Origin of the sequence: Caballeronia udeis (genome assembly GCF_001544555.2) — a bacterium.
Taxonomy (GTDB): Bacteria; Pseudomonadota; Gammaproteobacteria; order Burkholderiales; family Burkholderiaceae; genus Caballeronia; species Caballeronia udeis.
The window spans coordinates 118,153-138,065 of the sequence record NZ_FCOK02000001.1 but is presented as its reverse complement, the minus strand read 5'-3'; the positions used below and the strand labels follow the sequence as shown (position 1 = coordinate 138,065).

Annotated in this window: 17 protein-coding genes, 1 tRNA gene and 1 pseudogene; 11 read left to right on the top strand and 8 right to left on the bottom strand. The window is 62.1% G+C overall.

Features of this window, described 5'->3' with window-relative positions; all coding sequences use genetic code 11:
- Positions 1-271: 271 nt before the first annotated feature.
- Positions 272-1,303, bottom strand: coding sequence for a CDP-6-deoxy-delta-3,4-glucoseen reductase (locus AWB69_RS00700; RefSeq protein WP_062081022.1), 1,032 nt, complete (start codon positions 1,301-1,303; stop codon positions 272-274).
- Between the two features lie 59 nt (positions 1,304-1,362).
- On the opposite strand from AWB69_RS00700, the gene AWB69_RS00695 reads away from it, so the two are divergent.
- Complete coding sequence (locus AWB69_RS00695; RefSeq protein ID WP_062081331.1) at positions 1,363-2,487, top strand: NAD-dependent epimerase/dehydratase family protein; 1,125 nt, start codon at positions 1,363-1,365, stop codon at positions 2,485-2,487.
- On the opposite strand, the gene AWB69_RS48545 is transcribed toward AWB69_RS00695, so the two are convergent.
- The 3 genes from AWB69_RS48545 to AWB69_RS00685 all read right to left on the bottom strand — a co-directional run bounded on the left by AWB69_RS48545 (position 2,453) and on the right by AWB69_RS00685 (position 4,491).
- Entirely contained in the window at positions 2,453-2,629 is a 177-nt protein-coding gene (locus tag AWB69_RS48545; protein WP_165936529.1) for a hypothetical protein, read from the bottom strand. The two genes, AWB69_RS00695 and AWB69_RS48545, sit on opposite strands and share 35 nt — an antisense overlap.
- A gap of 133 nt (positions 2,630-2,762) precedes the next feature.
- Complete coding sequence (locus tag AWB69_RS00690) at positions 2,763-3,629, bottom strand: alpha/beta hydrolase (protein WP_062081020.1); 867 nt, start codon at positions 3,627-3,629, stop codon at positions 2,763-2,765.
- 148 nt (positions 3,630-3,777) lie between these two features.
- Entirely contained in the window at positions 3,778-4,491 is a 714-nt protein-coding gene (locus AWB69_RS00685; RefSeq protein WP_062081018.1) for a pseudouridine synthase, read from the bottom strand.
- 329 nt (positions 4,492-4,820) lie between these two features.
- Between AWB69_RS00685 and poxB the strand changes: the two genes are divergently transcribed.
- Both poxB and AWB69_RS00675 read left to right on the top strand, forming a co-directional pair.
- Positions 4,821-6,542, top strand: coding sequence for a ubiquinone-dependent pyruvate dehydrogenase (gene poxB / locus AWB69_RS00680; protein WP_062081016.1), 1,722 nt, complete (start codon positions 4,821-4,823; stop codon positions 6,540-6,542).
- A gap of 85 nt (positions 6,543-6,627) precedes the next feature.
- Complete coding sequence (locus AWB69_RS00675; RefSeq protein ID WP_062081013.1) at positions 6,628-6,915, top strand: hypothetical protein; 288 nt, start codon at positions 6,628-6,630, stop codon at positions 6,913-6,915.
- 134 nt (positions 6,916-7,049) lie between these two features.
- Here the strand turns inward: AWB69_RS00675 and AWB69_RS00670 are convergent, their stop codons facing one another.
- Positions 7,050-7,922: a LysR family transcriptional regulator gene (locus AWB69_RS00670; protein WP_062081011.1), complete on the bottom strand. Its 873-nt coding sequence runs from the start codon at positions 7,920-7,922 to the stop codon at positions 7,050-7,052.
- 75 nt (positions 7,923-7,997) lie between these two features.
- Here AWB69_RS00670 and AWB69_RS00665 point away from each other — a divergent pair, with 75 nt between their 5' ends.
- From AWB69_RS00665 to AWB69_RS00645, 5 genes are all read left to right on the top strand, one after another.
- On the top strand, positions 7,998-8,921 hold the full coding sequence (locus tag AWB69_RS00665) for an HpcH/HpaI aldolase/citrate lyase family protein (RefSeq protein ID WP_062081009.1): 924 nt from the start codon (positions 7,998-8,000) through the stop codon (positions 8,919-8,921).
- Complete coding sequence (locus AWB69_RS00660) at positions 8,918-10,120, top strand: CaiB/BaiF CoA transferase family protein (protein WP_062081008.1); 1,203 nt, start codon at positions 8,918-8,920, stop codon at positions 10,118-10,120. Before AWB69_RS00665 ends, AWB69_RS00660 begins: the two co-directional genes overlap by 4 nt.
- A gap of 45 nt (positions 10,121-10,165) precedes the next feature.
- A complete protein-coding gene (locus AWB69_RS00655; RefSeq protein ID WP_062081006.1) occupies positions 10,166-10,990 on the top strand; it encodes an amidohydrolase family protein in 825 nt (274 codons plus the stop codon).
- Positions 10,991-11,049: 59 nt separating this feature from the next.
- Positions 11,050-12,420 (top strand): short-chain fatty acid transporter, encoded by a 1,371-nt coding sequence (locus AWB69_RS00650; RefSeq protein ID WP_062081004.1) that lies wholly within the window; start codon positions 11,050-11,052, stop codon positions 12,418-12,420.
- Between the two features lie 67 nt (positions 12,421-12,487).
- Complete coding sequence (locus AWB69_RS00645; RefSeq protein ID WP_062081002.1) at positions 12,488-13,840, top strand: 2-hydroxycarboxylate transporter family protein; 1,353 nt, start codon at positions 12,488-12,490, stop codon at positions 13,838-13,840.
- A 37-nt stretch (positions 13,841-13,877) separates the two neighbouring features.
- On the opposite strand, the gene AWB69_RS00640 is transcribed toward AWB69_RS00645, so the two are convergent.
- On the bottom strand, positions 13,878-14,777 hold the full coding sequence (locus AWB69_RS00640) for a LysR family transcriptional regulator (RefSeq protein ID WP_062081001.1): 900 nt from the start codon (positions 14,775-14,777) through the stop codon (positions 13,878-13,880).
- A 67-nt stretch (positions 14,778-14,844) separates the two neighbouring features.
- On the opposite strand from AWB69_RS00640, the pseudogene AWB69_RS00635 reads away from it, so the two are divergent.
- From AWB69_RS00635 to AWB69_RS00625, 3 genes and pseudogenes are all read left to right on the top strand, one after another.
- Positions 14,845-16,002 (top strand): annotated as a pseudogene (locus tag AWB69_RS00635) (CitMHS family transporter); the annotation flags it as partial.
- Positions 16,003-16,029: 27 nt separating this feature from the next.
- Complete coding sequence (locus AWB69_RS00630; protein ID WP_156528695.1) at positions 16,030-17,400, top strand: acyclic terpene utilization AtuA family protein; 1,371 nt, start codon at positions 16,030-16,032, stop codon at positions 17,398-17,400.
- Position 17,401: 1 nt separating this feature from the next.
- Positions 17,402-17,710 carry an AtuA-related protein gene (locus AWB69_RS00625; protein ID WP_062080997.1) on the top strand — a complete coding sequence of 103 codons (309 nt, stop codon included), beginning with the start codon at positions 17,402-17,404 and terminating at the stop codon, positions 17,708-17,710.
- Between the two features lie 184 nt (positions 17,711-17,894).
- On the opposite strand, the gene AWB69_RS00615 is transcribed toward AWB69_RS00625, so the two are convergent.
- Positions 17,895-19,439: an NYN domain-containing protein gene (locus AWB69_RS00615; RefSeq protein ID WP_062080994.1), complete on the bottom strand. Its 1,545-nt coding sequence runs from the start codon at positions 19,437-19,439 to the stop codon at positions 17,895-17,897.
- A gap of 317 nt (positions 19,440-19,756) precedes the next feature.
- A tRNA-Leu gene (locus AWB69_RS00610) sits at positions 19,757-19,841 on the bottom strand.
- Positions 19,842-19,913 lie beyond the last annotated feature (72 nt).

Below are 19,913 nucleotides of genomic sequence, written 5' to 3'. Positions count from 1 at the left end.
GGCGGGGAAAAATACCGAACCAACAATGCAAAAAGCCACGGAATTCCGTGGCTTCATGGTGGCGAAGTGTGCGCTGGTCCGAAAACTCAAGCGCCAATCCGTGACGAGCCAGCGGCATCCCTAGGGGAGCAGCGAGCGGCGACGTCGAAGAGTGGCGTAAATTTTGAGCATTCGCGAAGAATACGATACGAAGTTCCTGCGTGTAAACCATGGCGGCCCGATTTTTTTTCGAGCCGCCACACTCGCCGGCTTTGGTGCGGCTAACTTGCGCTCAAACCGGATTGGCGAGATCCGCCGCGCTGGTAAACGAATCGGCGTAGAACTCGTCCTCCGGCAAACGGTGGTGACTCGTGAAATCGCGCTGCGCGGATTCCACCATGACCGGTGCGCCGCACGCGTACACCTGATACGCGCTCAAGTCTGGCAGATCTTCAATGACAGCACGATGAACAAAGCCCGTACGGCCAGTCCATGCGTCGTTTGCATCGGGTTCCGACAGCACCGGCACGAACGAGAAGTTGGGCACGTCCTTCGCCCATTGTTCGGCCATGTCCATCATGTACAGGTCCTGCTTGCGGCGGCCGCCCCAATAGAGCGTCATGGGCCGGTTCAGGTTCTTGAACACGGCATGTTCAATGATCGCCTTGATGGGTGCGAAGCCCGTGCCGGAAGCGAGCAGCACGATGGGTTTCTCTGAATCCTCACGCAGGAAGAACGTGCCGAGCGGGCCTTCGAAGCGCAGGATGTCGCGCTCTTTCATGGTGCCGAACACGTGGTCCGTGAAGGTGCCGCCGGGCATGTGGCGCACGTGCAGTTCGATCGGGCCTTCGTGGTGCGGGGGGCTCGCCATCGAATAGCTGCGGCGCTTGCCGTCCTTCAATATGAATTCGATGTACTGGCCGGCCAGGTATTGCAGACGTTCGTTGGCCGGCAATTGCAGCTTCAGTTCAATGACGTCGCCCGCCTTGCGCTCCAGCGCGTTCACGCGGCAGGGCAGCTTCTTGACCTGGATGTCGCCTACGCCTGCGACCTCGCGTATGTCGACTGTCAGGTCGCCCTTGGCGGTCGCGCAGCAGAGAAGGGCCATGCCGCGGGTCTTCTCGTCGTTGGATAATGCCGACGACGAATGCGGCGCCTGCTCGACTTCGCCGGACACGACCGTGCCCTTGCATGAACCGCAGGCTCCGTTCTTGCAGCCGTAGGGAAGTCCAATGCCCTGACGCAGCGCGGCAAGCAGCACCGCTTCGTCTGGTTCTACCTGAAACTGCCGGCCGCTTTGCCGGAGCGTAACGTTGAAAGCCATAGATCCTGAATGAGTTGGGTGAAACAAATGCAAAAGCCGCCGCGGCTACAATCGACAGCATGATCGCCACTCGAAAACTACGCCGCGCGTGCGTGCTGATTGCCGGTTGCGGCGATGTCGGCCTGCGGTGCGTGCCGCTTCTCGCCCGCCGTGCCGCCGCGCCTCGCGTGATCGCACTTTCAAGTCAACCCGCGCGTGCCGCCGAACTGCGCGCAGCCGGCACAACACCGTTGATCGGCAATCTGGACGAGCGCCGCAGCCTGCGGCGCCTGGCCGGTCTTGCGTCCACGGTGTTGCATCTCGCGCCGCCCCAGAAAGACGGCGACGACGACAGCAGGACCCGCGCGCTGATTGCCGCGCTGAGTGCGCGGCGACGGTCCGTTGCGCGCGTGGCGACCAGCGCGGTGGCGCGCCAGAGGGCGTGGCGCGAATGGTTTCGCGCGACCTTCAAAAGCAGCATGCAAGCGGGCGTCAAAACGCACGCCAAAGCCATAAAAAGACCGTCTATTGTACCCGACCGGGTTTCCAGCACCGCTGCGCGCCCGCGGCAAATCCGCCTGATTTATGCGAGCACGTCGGGGGTTTATGGCGATTGCGGCGGGGCGTGGATTGATGAAACGCGCCCGGTCAGGCCGGACAACGCGCGTGCGAAACGGCGGGTATCGGCGGAAGCGCAATTGCGGGGCGCCACGCGGCGCGGTCTGCTGAGTGCATCGATTGTGCGGATTCCCGGTATTTACGCCGGCAACCGCCTGCCGCTGGCACGGCTGCAGAAGGGGACGCCGGCGCTCGCGCCCGGCGACGACGTCTACACCAACCACATCCATGCCGACGATCTCGCCGCCATTCTCGTACTCGCAATCCGGCGGGCACGTCCGCAGCGTGTGGTGCATGCATCGGACGATAGCGACTTGCGCATGGGGGACTATTTCGACCTGGTGGCCGATGCGTTCGGCTTGCCGCGCGCTCCCCGTGTTTCGCGCGAGCAGGCAGAGACGCAACTCGAGCCGATGATGCTCTCGTTCATGCGTGAATCGCGACGTCTGCAGAACACCCGGCTGCGAGACGAAATGCGTTACACGTTGCGTTATCCGAGCATTCACGACTTCCTGCGCGACTTCCGGAACGAGGCGAATGCTCAGTTCACCATCACATCAGTACCGGTAGCGTCTCCAGCAGAATGAAGCACAGCAAAGCCCCGATCAGCGCACCAATCAGGTTGGGTTGATAGCGATGGCGCAGGTGCATCGTCACCAGCAATCCGACGATGAACAACACGCTGAAAGCCACGAACGCAATCATTGCAATGGTCATGTGAGCGGCCATGATGGCCCTCCTGCTTCTTTTAATAGTCGTGTAAGGAGTATAGATTTACGTCGTAAGAAAGGCATGCTGCAACGCGGCACCAGCGCGTTGTGTTAACACCTATTGAATCGCGACGGTCCGGGTCACAGTCCGCTCATCGCGAATCAATGAACGCCGATACATCCGCGAGCACCGTCGAGCGTCCCCGCAACGGCAACGCCAGCGCCGAAACAATGCGGATATGGCCAAAGCCGTCGTAGTGTTTTACCTCCACCGAATCGCCATGTTTGCGCAGCATGGCCGCCAGGCGATCGGTGTTGCCGGGATCGACAACGGTGTCGTCCGTGCCGGCTGCGAGGAACATTGGCGGCTCGTGGCCAGTGACGAAATTGATCGGCTGGCTCTCGGCACGCGTGCCTGCCGGAAATACGTCGAGTAGCGTGGGGTCCTTGATCGGCAGGAAGTCGTAAGGTCCAGCCAGGCCGATCACCCCGCGCAAGTCGGCTTTCGACATTGATTGCGAAGCGAGATAACGCGGATCCGTCGCGATCAGCGCGGCGAGATGAGCGCCTGCCGAATGACCCATGACGAACAGCCGCGACGGATCGCCGCCGAATTCATGCGCGTGGTCGCGGGTCCAGCGAGCGCTGGCTGCCGCATCATTAACGAAACCGGGAAACGCCGTTTCCGGATACGTACGGTAGTCGGGCAGCACGGCTACGTAACCGCGTGAGGTCAGTGCCTGTGCTACGAACAGGTAGTTGGCACGGTCGCCGTTTTGCCAGCTTCCGCCGTAGAAGAAGACGACAACCGGGCGCGGCGCGGCACCTGCCGCGACGGGCACATAGACGTCGAGTACCTGACGCGGATCGCTTCCGTACGCAATGCCTGATGTTTTCCTGTAACCACCCGACGGGATGGCGGCGTTCAAGAGTCTGACGGGACTACAGGCGGCGAGTGCCGCAGCGGCAAGACTCGCAAGCCCGAATGTCACGATGCGGCGTTTTTCTTGTGCGGGCATAAATGTCGAAAAGCAGAGGGATGCCACGTTCTACGCTCGAAGCGCGCGGATGGATGCAGCGCACCGGCTCGGGTCTCATCGTGACGTTAAACCCGCCGCGATCGTGACTCAGCGCGCTATCGCACGAACATGACGCACGCCGGGCGTATCAGCTTTGCCTGAGCATGGTGAGGTCTGCATCGTCCAGCCAGCGCCATTGGCCTTCGGCCAGGTCATCAGGCAAACCAAAGCCGCCAATACGCTCCCGATGCAATTTCTCCACGCGGTTCCCCGCCGCCGCGACCATCCGCTTCACCTGGTGGTACTTGCCTTCGAGCACCGACAGTTCGAGCTCTCGCTCGTCACGTTGTTTTGCGCTGACTGCCGCTATTGGCTGCGATTCGCCGTGCAGCAGGACGCCATTGCGCAGTGCGCAGAGCTGAGCATCGTCCAATGGATGGCGAGTGGTCGCGAGATACATCTTCGCCACCTTGCGTTTCGGTGATGTGAACGCATGCACGAACGCACCATCGTCAGAGAGAAGCAGGAGCCCGGTCGTGTCCTGATCCAGACGTCCCACACATTGCACGCCGCGCTCCGTCAATGGCAGCGGCAACAGGTGAAAGATGCTCAGGTGGTGTTGCGGATCGCGTGAACACTCGTATCCCGGCGGCTTGTTAAGTACCAGATACGCTTTTTCCCGATACCGCCATGTCGCGCCATCGACCTGAAACTCGAATGACGCGAGCGCGTCAGACGCGATGTCGATCGCGGCATCGGTACAAAGCGAACCCGCGATGGATACGCGGCCATCAGCTACGAGCGCGCGGCATTGGCGGCGCGAGCCAAAGCCCTGCGTGAAGAGAATGCGTTCGAGATCCATCAGGGCGGTTCTTGGCTCAGGCAGAAAGGAGGGACGGACATTCTAGCAACCGGTGCGCTTCGATCCCGCGTGGCGGCTGCGTGAACGAGGACGGCGCGCGGTCATTCGACCATCGCCCGACCCCGTCGTCGGCCATTCGTAAAGCAGGCCGATTAAGGTTTTTCATAGTTGATCCCCTGCGTGACGTCTATGCTTTTCACTTTGAGCCCGTTTTGAGCTGTCGTTTTGAGCTGTCGTTTTGACCTGTCTCACGCGTATGACGAAAGGACGCTGACAAGCCGGCATCCTTTCCACCACTCCGATCCCTCTTTTCATGCAAGGAGCAGGACATGGCAAGAAACACGGTTGCGGAATTTTTGGCCAGGACGCTGGCGGCGGCAGGCGTCGAGCGTATCTGGGGCGTTACCGGCGACAGCCTGAACGGGCTCGCCTACAGCCTCGATCAGGTCGGCTCCATCCGCTGGATGCATACGCGCCACGAGGAAGTGGCCGCGTTCGCGGCAGGCGCCGACGCGGCATCGACGGGCAAGCTTGCCGTGTGCGCCGGCAGTTGCGGCCCGGGCAACCTGCACCTGATCAATGGCTTGTACGACTGCCACCGTAACCAGCAGCCGGTGCTGGCTATTGCCGCGCATATTCCATCGACGGAAATCGGGTTGGGCTACTTTCAGGAGACCCATCCGACCGCGCTGTTCAAGGAATGCAGCCACTATGTCGAGCTGGTGTCGAGCGCAGCGCAATTCCCGCGCGTGCTCGCCCGCGCGATGCGCACGGCGATCGAAGAGCGTGGCGTAGCGGTGATCGTGCTGCCCGGCGATGTCGCGTTGAGCGACGCGCCAACGGAAAAACCCGGCTGGTCCGCCACGGGGCCGTCGACCATCCTGCCATCGGACGTCGATATCGACCGGCTGGCGGCCATGCTGAACGAGTCGGAAGCGGTGACGCTCATGTGCGGCAGCGGCACCGCGGGCGCGCACGACGAAGTGGTCGCGCTCGCGGACATGCTGGGCGCACCGGTTGTCCACGCGATGCGCGGCAAGCAGTTCATTGAATGGGACAACCCGTACGACGTCGGCATGACGGGGTTGATCGGTTTCAGCTCCGGCTACCACGCGATGATGTCGTGCGACACGCTGCTGCTGCTCGGCTGCGATTTCCCCTACCGGCCGTTCTATCCGGCCGACGCCAAGATCATCCAGGTCGACTGGCGCGGCTCGAAGCTCGGCTCGCGTGCGCCGCTTGCACTAGGGCTGGTCGGCACGGTCAAGGAGACGGTCGCGGCGGTCCTGCCGAAGCTCTCGCGCAAGCCGGACCGCAATTTCATCGATACCGCCCGCAAGCACTACGCAACGGCGCGAAAGGGGCTCGACGAACTGGCTACGCCGTCAGGCCCGGGCAAGCCGATCCATCCCCAATATCTGACGAAACTCATCAACGAAGCCGCTGCGGAAGACGCCATTTTCACCGCCGATGTCGGCACGCCGACCGTCTGGGCCGCGCGTTACCTCACGATGAACGGCAAACGCCAGCTTCACGGCTCGTTCAACCACGGTTCCATGGCCAACGCGATGCCCCAGGCGCTTGGCGCGCAGGGTGCGAACCCGGGGCGGCAGGTGATCTCGCTCTCGGGTGACGGCGGGTTGTCGATGCTGCTGGGCGACCTGCTCAGCGCCCGCCAGCTCGATCTGCCCATCAAAGTGGTGGTTTATAACAACAGTCTGCTCGGCTTCGTTTCCATGGAGCTCAAGGCCGCCGGCTACCTGGATACCAACGTCGATCTGGCCAGGACCGACTTCGCCGCCATCGCCCAGGGCGCGGGTATTTTCAGCATCCGGGTGGAGGAGTCGGAGGACATTGCGGAGGCTCTGCAGAAGGCTTTCGCTTATCCCGGGCCGGCGCTCGTGGACGTGGTGACGTCCAGACACGAGCTGGCCATGCCGCCAAAAGTGGAACTGGCGCAGGCGAAGGGATTCAGCCTCTATATGCTGCGCGCAATTTTGAACGGGCGCGGGGACGAAATCGTTGAGTTGGCCAAAACCAACTTTCGATAGGAATGCGCTGAATTCGTTGAAATTCTCTGTATTTCGAACAACAATGCGGTGCTGCAATCGATTTATAACTCCAGGGAGATTGGCAATGAAGAAGTTCTCGCAAATTGCAATGGTTGGTGCGCTCGCATTCGCGTTCGCAGGCACGGCAATGGCTCAATCGGGTGGTGGCGGTTCGAAGACGGACGAAAGCAAGCCTGCTGTCAGTCCTAAAGAACCCAAACCGCACCTGCCGCACTTCAAGCATAAGAAAGCAGCATCCGGCGTCCACGGTACGACGTTGCATCAGGAAGACAAGGCGTCGCACCTGAAGGGTGCATCGGCCGCCGCAGCTGCTTCGGCCATGGGTACCAATGACAAGGGCCAACCGCAGTAAGCGGCAAGGCCAGGAGCCCGGCGCTCGGGACAGTATGTCTAAGGCTGTTTCAAGCGCTACATACGGCGGCACGTGCAAACGTGCCGCCGTATTGTTTTTGGGGCGGCGCAAGCAGTCCCGGTATTTTCATATCATTAGCCGCGCACGCACAGCAGCGCGCAGTCCATCAGGCTGCGAATCAGGCGGTCACGTACTGACCCCCGTTTCCAGAGCACACCGAAGCGGCGAGGTTCTGACTCCATCGGCAAGCTGATCCGCGCGATGCGCAGGGTGCCGGTTATTGGTGTCGCGACATCCGGTGCAAGGGACACCCCGAGTCCACGGTCCACCATCATCGCGATGGCTGCGAGCGAGCTGAGTTCGAAGCGCTCGGTCGGCACGATGCCCGCACGCCTCAGATAGCGCTCGGCCTCCTTGCCGCCCGCCCGCGAGCGGTCGTAGCGGATCAGCGGCTCGTGCGCGAGCAGGTCATGCGCATCGCGTTTCGCCAGGCTCTGCGGCGCGATCACCACCAGCGGTTCCTCACGCAGCAGCTCCCACACGAAGGTTTTCGGCATGGCGAATGCAGGATGCGTGCAGACGGCTGCATCGACGTCGCCTTGCCGCAATGCTTCATACAATTCGTTCGAGGATCCCGACTGGATGAACACCTTCACATGCGGATGTGCGCTGACAAAATGCGCCAGGATGTCCGGCAGCAGGCTATGCAGCGCCGTATTGATCGTGCCGAGCCTGAGCTCGCCAGTCGCGTGTTCGTCGTTGGCGAGGACCTTCAGGTCGGCGAGTTCACGCAGCAAACCCCGCGACTGCGCGACTATCCGGCTGCCTGCAGGCGTGACCGATACCGTCCGGCCGGCACGCGCGAGGAGCGGCGCGCCGAATTCGCGCTCGAGCGTGCGGATCTGCTGCGCCACCGCAGCGGGCGTCAGGTCGAGGCGGCGCGCGGCTTCGGCCATTGAGCCGGTATCGACGACCAGCAGGAAACTGGTCAGGAACGAGGTCTCCATAAAGATACTTTTAGTTGATTTTGAAGGCACATTCTATCGCTTTATCTTCATTGTGCCGGTGGCTAGACTGGCAGGATGAAAAGCAAATTATTTGTTCCGGGCTCAAGGCCCGAACTGTTCGCCAAAGCGCTGGCGAGCCAGGCAGACGCCCTTTCTTTCGATCTCGAAGACTCCGTGTCGGAGGCGCGCAAGCCCGAAGCCCGGGCGCATCTGCGCGATCTTCTGCTGAGTTCTCCTCCCGGTTCGAACTGTTCTTCCTCGGACCGGTTCGGTGGAAAGACGATGATCGTGCGGGTGAACGCCATCGATTCACCCCATTTCGAAGCCGATCTCGCCGCCGTCGTGCAGGCGGGCGTCAATTTGATCAACCTGCCGAAACCGCGCCATGCCGACGACGTGCGGGCAGCCGCGAACGCGCTCGATGCAGCCGAACGCGCAAACAGCGTGACGGAGCCGATTGGCTTGCTGCTGAATATCGAATCGCCCGGGGCATTGCGGCGCGCGTTTGAACTGGCCAGCGCGCATCCTCGCGTGAAAGGCCTGCAGCTCGGGCTGGGCGACTTGTTCGAGCCGCTGGGCATCGCGCGGCGGGAAATCGCGGCGATCCAGCAGGCCATGTTTGCGTTGAGCATGGCGGCGGGCGAGGCGGGCGTGTTCGCCTACGACTCGGCGTTCGCCGATATCCGCGATCAGGCCGGTTTCCAGGCCGAAGCGCGGCTTGCGCGCAGTCTCGGTTTTATCGGCAAGAGCTGCATTCATCCGAGCCAGGTGGCGCTCGCCAACGAAGTATTCCAGCCGACGCCCGATGAGATCGCCCACGCGCAACGGGTGGTCGAGGCGGCAGCAGAAGCCGATGCGGCAGGCCGGGGCGCGTACGTGGTCGACGGCAAGATGATCGACGGCCCATTCGTCGCTCGGGCGCGCGCGATCGTGGCACAGGCGGCTTTGAATGCGGCTTCGGGCGCGGTTTCAAAGCAAGATCGGGAGTCACAGGCATGAGCAAGCCATCCCGCAGACCTGATGGCGCACGCGGGCCGCTGAGCGGCATCCGCGTGCTTGACCTGAGCGCGTATATCGCCGGGCCGTATGGGTGCAGCCTGCTTGCCGACCAGGGCGCCGAAGTCATCAAGATCGAGCCGCCTGCGGGCGACAACCTGCGCAAATATCCCTCGACGCTCGAGAGCGAAAGCCGAGCGTTTCTTGGCGTGAACCGGAGCAAGCTTGGCCTCGCGCTCGACCTGAAGCAACCTGAAGGGCTGGCTGCGCTCAAGGCGCTGGTGGCCAGTGCCGACGTGCTCGTGCACAACTTCCGGCCGAGCGTGCCGGCGCGTCTCGGTATTGATTACGAGCAGTTGAAGGTCCTCAATCCCCGACTCATTTACTGCGCCGTGACCGGTTATGGCGAAACCGGGCCGCTCAAGGACAAGGCCGGCTACGACCAGGTGCTGCAGACCATGACCGGCATGTGCACGATGCAAGGCAAGAGCGGCGGCCCGCCTGAGGTGCTCTACGGATCGGTGGTGGATTACTACGCGGCCGCGCTGGTAGCCGGGGGCGTGGCGTCGGCCTTGTTCGAGCGTGAGCGCAGCGGCGAGGGACAGTACGTGGGCGTGTCGCTGTTGCGCAGCGCGCTCGCCATGCAGTCGGCGCGTCTGGTCTGGGCCGACAGCGAGCCTCGCGAAGTCGGCCGGGACATGCGTTCAGGCGGCATCACCGGCATTCATCCGACGCGCGAGGGATACCTCTACATCTCCGCCAATACGCCGCATTTCTGGCAGGCGCTGTGCCGCAAGACGGGCCTCGATGCACTCGCCGCCGATCCGCGTTTCGATACCGTCAGGAAGCGCGCACTCCACGTGGATGAAATCGTGCCGCAGCTTCACGCCGCCTTGGCAGGGAAGAGCGCGCTGGAATGGGAAGCGCTGTTCGGCGAAGACGTGCCTTGTGCCGCGGCGCGTACGGTCGAAGACATGTTCGACGACCCGCAAGTGCTGGCCGAAGACATGATTGCGACGTATGAGCATCCGGTGGTGGGGCGATATCGCGGGCTCAAGCGTTCGATCCGGTTCGGCCGGACGCCCGGTCCCGAACCGTTTGCCGCGCCCACGTTTGGACAGGATTCAGAGCAGGTGCTGAGCGAGCAAGGCCTGTCGGGTGAGGACATTGAAGCGCTCCGGGCGAAGCGCGTGATTGAATAAACGCGAATAAAAGCGAATAAAACAAGCAAAAGAAGGAGACACGTCATGCCCGCAAACACCCCGGCGCCACCGCTTGCCTGCGATGCGCATATGCATGTCTACGACGCCCGCTATCCGCACAGCGGCACGCTGGTGAACGGCGCTACCGCCGATGATTATCGCCGTGAGATTCAGGCACGCATTGGCACTACACGCACGGTGGTGGTGACGCCACGTATCTATGGCGTCGACAACCGCGTGACACTCGACGCGATCCGGCAACTGGGTGCAGACCGTACGCGCGGCGTGGCGGTGCTGCGCCCCGACGTGAGCGATGCGGACCTCGTCACGCTGCATGAAGGCGGTATCCGCGGGATTCGCTTCACGCTGTACACGCCGGTGCAGGCAGTGGTCGGCTTCGACATGGTGGAGTCGTTGTCGCGCCGGGTGCATGAGCTTGGCTGGCATGTCCAGTTGCATTGGACCGCGGCTCAGGTCGTGGACCATGAGGCTTTGCTAAGACGCCTGCCGTCGAAGATCGTCTTCGATCACCTCGCGCGTTTGCCCTTGCCTGAAGGTATTGATCATCCCGCGTTCGGCATTGTTCGTTCGCTGCTGGATGGAGGGCGTGCGTGGCTGAAACTGTCGGGCCCGTACCTCGATTCGCGCGTGGGCGAAGCGCAACGCTACAGCGACATGGACCGCGCGGCGCATGCCTGGGTCAATGCGGCGCCTGAGCGGTTGGTGTGGGGCAGCGACTGGCCGCACACGACCGAGCCTGCAAAGCCTGACGACGCCGCGCTGTTCGACCTGCTTTCGCACTGGGTGGACAACCCCGCGCAACGCCGCGCCATTCTCGTCGATAACCCCGCCAGGCTATATGACTTCTGAAATGACTTCCGACACGGCCCGACACTAAAACATCCAACAACAATCACAAGGAGACTGACATGAAACCGGCGAGCGCTTCACCTTCGGGCGGCAGCGGTAAAACGCGCTTCACCAACGCGACCATTGACCTCTTCGAGCGAGTTATCCCCGACCCGTTCGTCCTTGCCATCATGATCACGGCGTTCGTCGCGGTCGTGTCGGCGTTATTCGCGCCGCACGCCTCGTTTATGGGAATTGTCGGCGGCTGGTACAAGGGTTTCTTCGATATCCTGACGTTCGCGTTCCAGATCACACTGATCCTCGTCACCGGTCACGCGTTCGCGCACGCGCCCCCTGTGCAGCGGCTTTTCCGTGCGGTTGTTTCTCTCGCGCGCACGCCGGTCCAGGCTGCCACGCTCACCTTTGTGTCGGTAGCGGTGGCATCGTTTTTCAACTGGGGTTTCGGGCTCGTGGTTGCAGCGCTGCTCGCGCGTGAAGTTGCCAAGCGCATGCGCGTGGACTTTGCGTGGATAGTCGCGGCCGGGTTCTCCGGCTGGGTCGTGTGGGCGAGCGGTATTTCGAGTTCGATCGCACTCGCGCAGGCGACGCACGGCAGCTCCATGAACGTCGTCGAAAAGCTGACGGGACAGGTGCTGCCGTTCAGCAGCACGGTGTTCACCGCGTTCAACCTGGTGCCGACGATCGTGATGCTGGTCGCCACGCCGATCGCGCTGGCCTTTCTCAAGCCGGCAGATGAAGACATCGTCGTGCTCGATCTCGACAAGAATCCCGATCCACCCGCCAAGACCCGCCCCGCAGGCAAGCTCACGCCGGCGAAGTGGCTCGAATATTCGTGGGTGGGCAGCGCGTTTATCGGCGCGGCGGGGGTGTCGTTCCTCGCGATTGCATGGACGCACAAGACGGGCTTCAGTGGCGTGAACGCGGTGATCTTCGTGATGTTCATCGCGGGCGTGGTGCTGCACGGCTACCCCCTCGCTTACGCCGACGCCATCAAGAATGCCGCGCGCCAGACCGGCTCGATGATGCTGCAATACCCGCTCTACGGCGGAATCATGGGGATCATGGAAGCGACCGGTTTGCCCGACGTGCTGTCGCACTTTTTCATCGCTATTTCGAACGCGCACACGCTGCCTTTCTGGAGCTACGTGTGTTCGCTGATCGTGACCTTCCTCGTGCCGTCCGGTGGCGGCCACTGGGCGGTGCAGGGTCCGTTCGTGGTGCCGGCGGCGGTGGCGCTGCATGCATCGGTACCCGGCACCACGATGGCGGTCGCCATGGGCGAACAGGTGTCCAACATGCTGCAGCCGTTCTGGGCTGCGCCGGTGGTCGCCATGGCGGGTGTCGGCGTGCAGCGCGTGCTTGGCTTCACCGTGATGACCTTCCTGCTCGGCGCCGTGGTGTATGGCGCGGCCTTGCTGTTGCTGATCTAGGCGTTCGCGCCGTTCGCGCTCGTTCGCGCTATTCGTGTGCTGGCAAAACGAAGTGATGGAGACTTGAATGGAGACGTCTGAAACACGCAATCCCCACGCTGCGGCGCCATCGGGCGTAACGGTATGGAGAGATCGCTGGTGGGTGATATTCGATGTCCGTATCGGCGTGTTGCCCCTGCCGGTGTATATCGTGCTGCTGCTCGTGCTCGCCGCCATGGCCGCCGGCGGCAAACTCGATGCCGATCTGCCGACCGGCATCGCGCTGGTCGCCGTCGGCGGTTTTAGCTGCGCTGAACTCGCGCGGCGCATTCCGTGGATCCGCCACATTGGCGCAACGTCGATCTTCGCGGCCTTCCTGCCGTCGGCGCTGATCTATTACCACCTGATGCCGGTGAGCGTCGCGAAGTCGGTGACGTCGTTCACGAAGAGCACCAATTTTCTCTATCTCTTCATCGCTGCGATTATCGTGGGCAGCGTGCTGAGCATGGACCGGCAGACGCTGATCAAGGGCTTTATCAAGATCTTCGTGCCGGTCTGCGCCGGTTCGCTGGCAGCGGCGCTGGTGGGTACCGGCGTGGGCGCATTGCTTGGGCTTGGCGCGAAACACACGCTCTTCTTTGTGGTCGTACCGATCATGGCAGGCGGCGTGGGTGAGGGCGCGTTGCCGTTGTCGATGGGGTACGCGCAGACGCTGGGTGTCGATCAAGGCCCGCTGTTCGCGCAGGTGTTGTCGGCGGTCATGCTCGGCAACATTGCGGCTATCTGTTGTGCGGGTTTCCTGAACTACGTGGGTACGAAGAAGCCGGCGTGGACCGGCAACGGCCAACTGACGCGTAACACCGATTCCTCGCAAGCGGACACATCGGCGGCGGCGCCTGTGGCGTTCGAATTCGATGTCAGCTCGGTTGCCGCAGCGGGCGCCACCGCCATCGCGTTGTATCTGGTCGGGCAGTTGAGTCATCAATGGTTCGGCTGGCCTGCGCCTGTGGTGATGCTGCTGCTGGTGGTCGCGGCGCAATTGCTGCAAGCGGTTTCTCCCCGCGTGCGCGGCGGTGCCCGCTTCATGTATTCGTTCTTTTCCACCGCCGTCACGTATCCGCTGATGTTCGCCATCAGCGTCGCCATGACACCGTGGGGCGAGATCGTAACGGCATTTCATTGGGCGAATATCGTGACGGCCGTGGTGACCGTGCTGACGCTGGTGGTGACGGGCTTCGGCGTGGGCCGGTTGATGGGTATGCATCCGGTGGAAGCCGCGATGGTCAACGCAACCCACAGCGGTCTGGGCGGCACGGGCGACGTCGCTATCCTGACGGCAGGTAACCGCATGGAACTGATGCCGTTCGCGCAGATCGCAACGCGCATTGGCGGTGCGATCACGGTAATGGCCGCACTGGCGGTGTTCGCTTACATGCGTTGAATCTACGATGAGTCTGCGTTGAGTCGATAGCGGCGCGTTACTCTCCACGCTGTCGGAGTCCCTTCACGATCACGCCGACAAATGCCTCCGTCACGGGCGGTAGCGTACGTCCGCGCTTCTTCACGAGCGCGATGGGGCGCACGAAACCCGGCTCATCGATAACCCGCGTCACCAGTGACGGCTCGGCGCGCACTTCGCGCGCTGAGCGCGGCAGGATGGTCACGCCGAGCCCTGCCCGAACCATGGCCACCGCCGTCATCATGTAGGTCGGCTCGCAGGTGGGTACGGGCGCGTAGTCGGCGCGTTCGAACGCCGCGTCCACCACTGCCCGCACGCTCGTTCCCGCCGCTGTCAGTACCAGCGGATAGCGGACGATCTCCTCCAGGCCGATTCGCTTGCCCGCCGTCAACGGATGCCCGTCCGGACACACGACGCACAGCCTGTCCTCACCCGCGTGCAGCACTTCCAGCGAGGCGTCGGTGACATCGCCGCCGGTCAGTCCCACGTCCACATCCTCGTTACGTACCAGCGTATTGACGACGCTCGCGACGACATCGCGGATTTGAAACGACACGTGTGGCAACTCGCGTCTGAAATCCTGGATCAGATCGGGCAGCAAGCTTGCGGCGAATGACGGCAGGCACGCCAGCCTCACCGTGCCGGCGGAGCCGTCGCTGAGTGCGCGGGCGTCGTGGAGAACCTGTTCCATGTCGCCCAGCGACTTTTGCAGGACCGGCCGCAGATCTCGCCCAACCGGCGTCAATGCAACGCTGCGGCTATTGCGGTCGAACAGCCGCGCGCCGATCGTTTCTTCAAGACGGCGAATCTGTACGGTCAACGCGGGCTGCGACAGATGCAGCCGCACGGCGGCGCGCGTGAAACTGCCTGCCTGGGCCACGGCGATGAACGCGCGGATATCGCGGAGATTCAGGTCCATGATTCTCGACTCTTATTTCGTCTATTACAGAACATGATTGCTGCCATCAAATCATTTCAATTGTTTTATCGACGGGCTGAAGAGCCTTGCGCCTGTCGTCGGCATGTTCGTCTTCGCGATCCTGTACTTCGGCACGATCACCGACGCCGGCACGCTCGATCCGATCATCGACCGCATCTTGCGCACGGTTGGCACGCGGCCGACGCGCATTGTGATGGGCACGACGCTGCTCGCGCTGCTGATTCACCTCGACGGTTCGGGCGCAGTTTGTTTTCTCGTGACCATTCCCGCGATGCTGCCGCTTTACGACCGTCTCAAGATGGATCGGCGCGTGCTGGCTGCGGCGGCATCGATGGCGGCGGGGATCAATTTCCTGCCGTGGACCGGGCCGATGATCCGCGCGTCGGCGTCGCTGCATCTGCCTATATCGGCGTTATTCAATCCGCTGATTCCGGTGCAGATCGTAGGCCTCGTGTTCGTATTTGGCGTGTCCTGGTGGCTCGGCCGGCGCGAAGAGAAACGGCTCGGATACACCGGCGCCGATGGCGCAATCCCGATGCCGAAGCGCGAACTCACCGACGAACAGAAAGCGCTGCGCCGGCCGAAGAATTTCTGGTTCAACATTGTGCTGACGCTGGTGGTGCTCGGCACGATGGTGGTGATGGGCGAGAAGATTCCTCCGGCGATCATGTTCATGGTCGGGCTGTGCGTCGCGTTGCTCGTCAACTATCCGAATGTGGACATGCAGCGCCAGCGTATTGATGCCCACGCACGCGCCGCGCTGATGATGGCCGGCATCCTGCTCGCAGCGGGCGTGTTCACGGGCGTGATGCAAGGCAGCGGCATGCTCAAGGCCATGGCGCAAGCCGCGGTTGGTTTCGTGCCGCCTTCCATGGCAACGCACATTCCCGTTGCGCTCGGTTTCCTGTCGATGCCGCTCAGCATGCTCTTCGATCCCGACTCGTTTTACTTCGGTGTGCTGCCGGTGATCGCGGAAGTGGCTGGGCAGCTTGGCGTGCCGGCTGTGCATGTCGGCCAGGCGGCATTGCTGGGACAGATGACGACGGGGTTCCCGGTCAGCCCGCTCACGCCCGCCACGTTCCTGGTCGTCGGGCTGACCGGCATCGATCTCGCCGACCATCAGAAATTCACGTTTCCGCTGTTGTTCGGCGCATCGATCGTGATGACGATCGCGTGCGTCGTGCTGGGCATCTTTCCTCTTTGAGCGTGTTCTTCAACGCAAGGAATGGGTATGACTGTTGCATCCAACGCTAAGACCCAAGCTGCCCGCGTGCGGATAGGCGCGGGCGCGGGTTACTCGGGCGATCGCATCGAGCCCGCGGTCGAACTGGCCGAACATGGAGCGCTCGACTATCTCGTGTTCGAGTGTTTGGCAGAGCGAACCATTGCGCTTGCTCAACAGGCGCGGCGAGCGAATCCCGAGCTGGGTTATGACCCGTTGCTTGAAGCCCGGATGCGCGCGGTGTTACCGGCCGCCGTGCGTAACGGCGTGCGGATCGTCTCGAACATGGGCGCGGCGAACCCGTTGGCGGCGGCACGCAAGACGGCATCTATTGCGCATGAGCTAGTGTTGGGTGGTTTGAAAATCGCTGCGATCAGCGGTGACGATGTACTCGATGTCGTGAGGCAAGGGACGTATGTGTTCGAGGAGTCGGGCGACAGCGTTGCCGACTATGACAGCAGGCTTGTTTCGGCGAATGCGTATCTGGGCGCGGAGCCGATTGTGGACGCGTTAAAGGCTGGCGCCGATATCGTGCTCACCGGTCGCGCGGCTGATCCGTCGTTATTCACGGCGCCGCTGATTCACGCATTCGGCTGGGCAATGGACGATTGGGACATGCTTGGTCAGGCGACGGTGGTGGGGCATCTGCTCGAATGCGCCGGACAGATCACGGGCGGTTATTTCGCCGATCCCGGTTTCAAGGATGTGCCAATGCTTGCGCGCCTCGGCTTTCCGATAGGCGAAGTCGAAGTCGATGGCGCCGTCACGATCACCAAGGTCGCGCACGCCGGCGGCCGTGTGACGGAGGCCACGTGCAAGGAGCAATTGCTGTACGAGATCCACGATCCCCGCCGGTATCTGCAGCCCGATGTAGTCGCCGACTTCACGCAGGTTCGCGTGGCGGAGGAAGCACCGGATCGCGTGCGCGTAAGCGGAGGACGCGGGACACCGCGTACAGGAACGTTAAAAGTGACCGTGGCTTACGTGGATGGGTTTATCGGTGAGGGGCAGATTTCGTACGGTGGTCCGGGCGCGGTCGCGCGGGCCAAGCTGGCACTTGAGATCGTGCGTGAACGGCTCGAGATAACGGGCGTCGCGACCAGCGAACTGCGCTTCGATCTGATCGGTGTCAACTCGTTGCACGGCGCGACGCTGGGTGAGCGTAATGCGGAACCGTATGAGGTCCGCGTGCGTATCGCTGGCCGCACTGATTCGATGGAGCAGGCGGTTCGTATCGGCAATGAAGTCGAGACGCTTTATACCAATGGTCCGGCCGGCGGCGGCGGGGTGACAAAGACGGCGCGCGAAGTGATCGCAGTGCAGTCGGTGTTGTTGCCGCGAGAACTCGTGCGACCATCGTTTGAAATGGTGGGGGCCTGAGATGAAATTACGCCTGCTTGCTCACTCGCGAACCGGCGACAAGGGCAATACGCTGAATGTATCGGTGATCTGTTACGACGCGCGGCACTACGATCATCTGCTCGCGCATGTCACGCCGGAGCGTGTGAAAGCGCATCTGAGCGATGTGGTGAAGAGCGATGTGACGCGCTTCGAATTGCCGGGAATAGCGGCGGTGAATTTCGTGCTCGGGCGCGCGCTGGGTGGTGGCGTGACACGATCACTCGCGCTCGATGCGCACGGGAAATCGCTGAGTTCGGCGTTGATGGATCTGGAGATTCCGGAGCCTTGAGGCGTTGCGTTGTCGAGTTGAGCACAGCAGCGTATGAAGACGGCTGTGGAGAGCCCGGCGTTTTATTTCGGCTCTCCACTCCTGGCAGTCGCCAACGCGTTCCAGTCGTTTAACCGCAAGCAATTTTCCATAAGCCGTCATCGCCATGACAACGAAGTCACGGCGATGACGCGTTTTCAAACGTTCACTCTTCGCTCGTTGCGGCCGCTGTCTTTCGCGGACGCCGGCTAGCCGGCGCCGTTTTACGTGGCGTCCTTTTTGCGGCCGTTTTCTTCGCAGCGGTTTTCCTTGCAGCAGACTCGTCCGTGCTGTCGGCGGTGTCGGCTGCAGCGGCAATCTCAACCGGCGCTTCCGGCTGCGTCTTTGCCACGACTTTCTTCGCTGCTGCCTGACGTCCACGCCGCGCTACGCCGCGTTTGGGTGACGGCGTTTCACTGACTTCGCCAGGTTGCGCAAGCGTTTCTTCCGTGCGTTCCACGAACACGAATTCTTCCTTAGCCTTCGGCGGTAGCGTGAAGAACGGTCGCTCGTCGGCGGCTTCAGCGTGAGCTTCGGGTGGCGGTTCCTGTGCTACATCGAACAGCGGTTCGTGAACCTGCGGCCTTGGGTTCCGATTGTTTCGGCGATTGCGGTCGCGGCCCTGCTTGGGTCGCGCTTCGGCTTGGGTCTCAGGTTGTGCGCTTTGGGGCTCGTCGATAAGCGGTTCCATAACCTCCGGTCGTGAGTTCGGGCCGCCGCTTGACTCGGAGCGCGGTTCATCGAAGAGGGGTTCGGAAACTTGCGGACGCGGGTTGCGGCCCTTCCTCCGGTTCCGGTCGTTACCCGTATTCCCCGTTTGCCGATTTTCCTTCGGCGCGACGGGCGCCTCGATGTCCCTTACCGGTTCCGTTGCGGCCACTGATTGCGCGCGAAACACAAATGATCCCGACTTTTCGTCCCGTCCGACTTCGAGCAAGCCGCGCAACTGGGCTTCCTCAAGGAGATTGCCGAACGCGCGGAAACCGTAGTACGACTCGTTGAAATCGGGCTTGCGCCGCTTGATCGCGCTTTTGAGGACCGAGGCCCAGATCTTGCCGCTTTCGCCGCGCTCGGAGGCGAGGTCATCGAACGTTTCCACCGCGATCGCAATGGCCTTGGCCTTGCGTGCTTCGAGTTCCTGCTTGGGCTGGCGGTCGTCGTCGGGTGAGCGTTTGGCCGAGGAAGCCGCCGCGTTCGCATCCCGTGCGTCGCGTGCTTCACGGGCCTCGCGCGCTTCACGCTTGGCGATCGCGCGTTGCTGCTCGCGCACGAGGTCATCGTAGAAAATGAATTCATCGCAGTTCGCGACGAGCAGGTCGGAAGTCGAGTTTTTCACGCCCACGCCGATCACTTTCTTCGCGTTCTCACGCAATTTCGACACGAGCGGCGAGAAGTCCGAATCGCCGCTGATGATGACGAAGGTATCTACATGGGACTTCGTGTAGCAGAGATCGAGTGCGTCGACGACGAGGCGGATGTCCGCTGAATTCTTGCCGGACTGACGCACGTGCGGAATTTCGATCAACTCGAAACTCGCTTCGTGCATGGCGGCTTTAAAACCTTTGTAGCGATCCCAGTCGCAATAAGCCTTCTTCACCACGATGCTGCCTTTGAGCAGCAGGCGTTCGAGCACCGGCATGATGTCGAACTTGTCGTATTTCGCGTCGCGTACGCCGAGGGCGACGTTTTCGAAGTCGCAAAACAACGCCATGCTGACGCTATCAGGGGATGAGGCCATAGAAACTCCAGCAGGAATGCCGGGTGTGCACGGCAGTATTAACGAGCGCACATGATATCTGTTTGTGCGCGGGGGTTTGAGGAGAGAGAAACAATCGTGACGGGGAAGGGCTGTCAGAGCTTCGCGGTCGCGATGCTAGTCCACGAGAATATCGGGGATGGACGCGTTCTGATCGGAGGAATGTTCGGGTTGGCACGTGGCTTCTCGGGGTGATTGATCGAACCCTGATCTAACCCAGCCCCAGATGCGAAAAAGCCGTCTCTGCATACGCAGAAACGGCTTTTCGGAAATGGTGCCCGGGGCCGGAATCGAACCGGCACGCCTTGCGGCGGGGGATTTTGAGTCCCCTGCGTCTACCAATTTCACCACCCGGGCAAACAGCATTTGAACCAGCCGACTGAGGGCGGAAGAAATCCGACGCCAACCGGCAAGTCAGCGATTATGCCG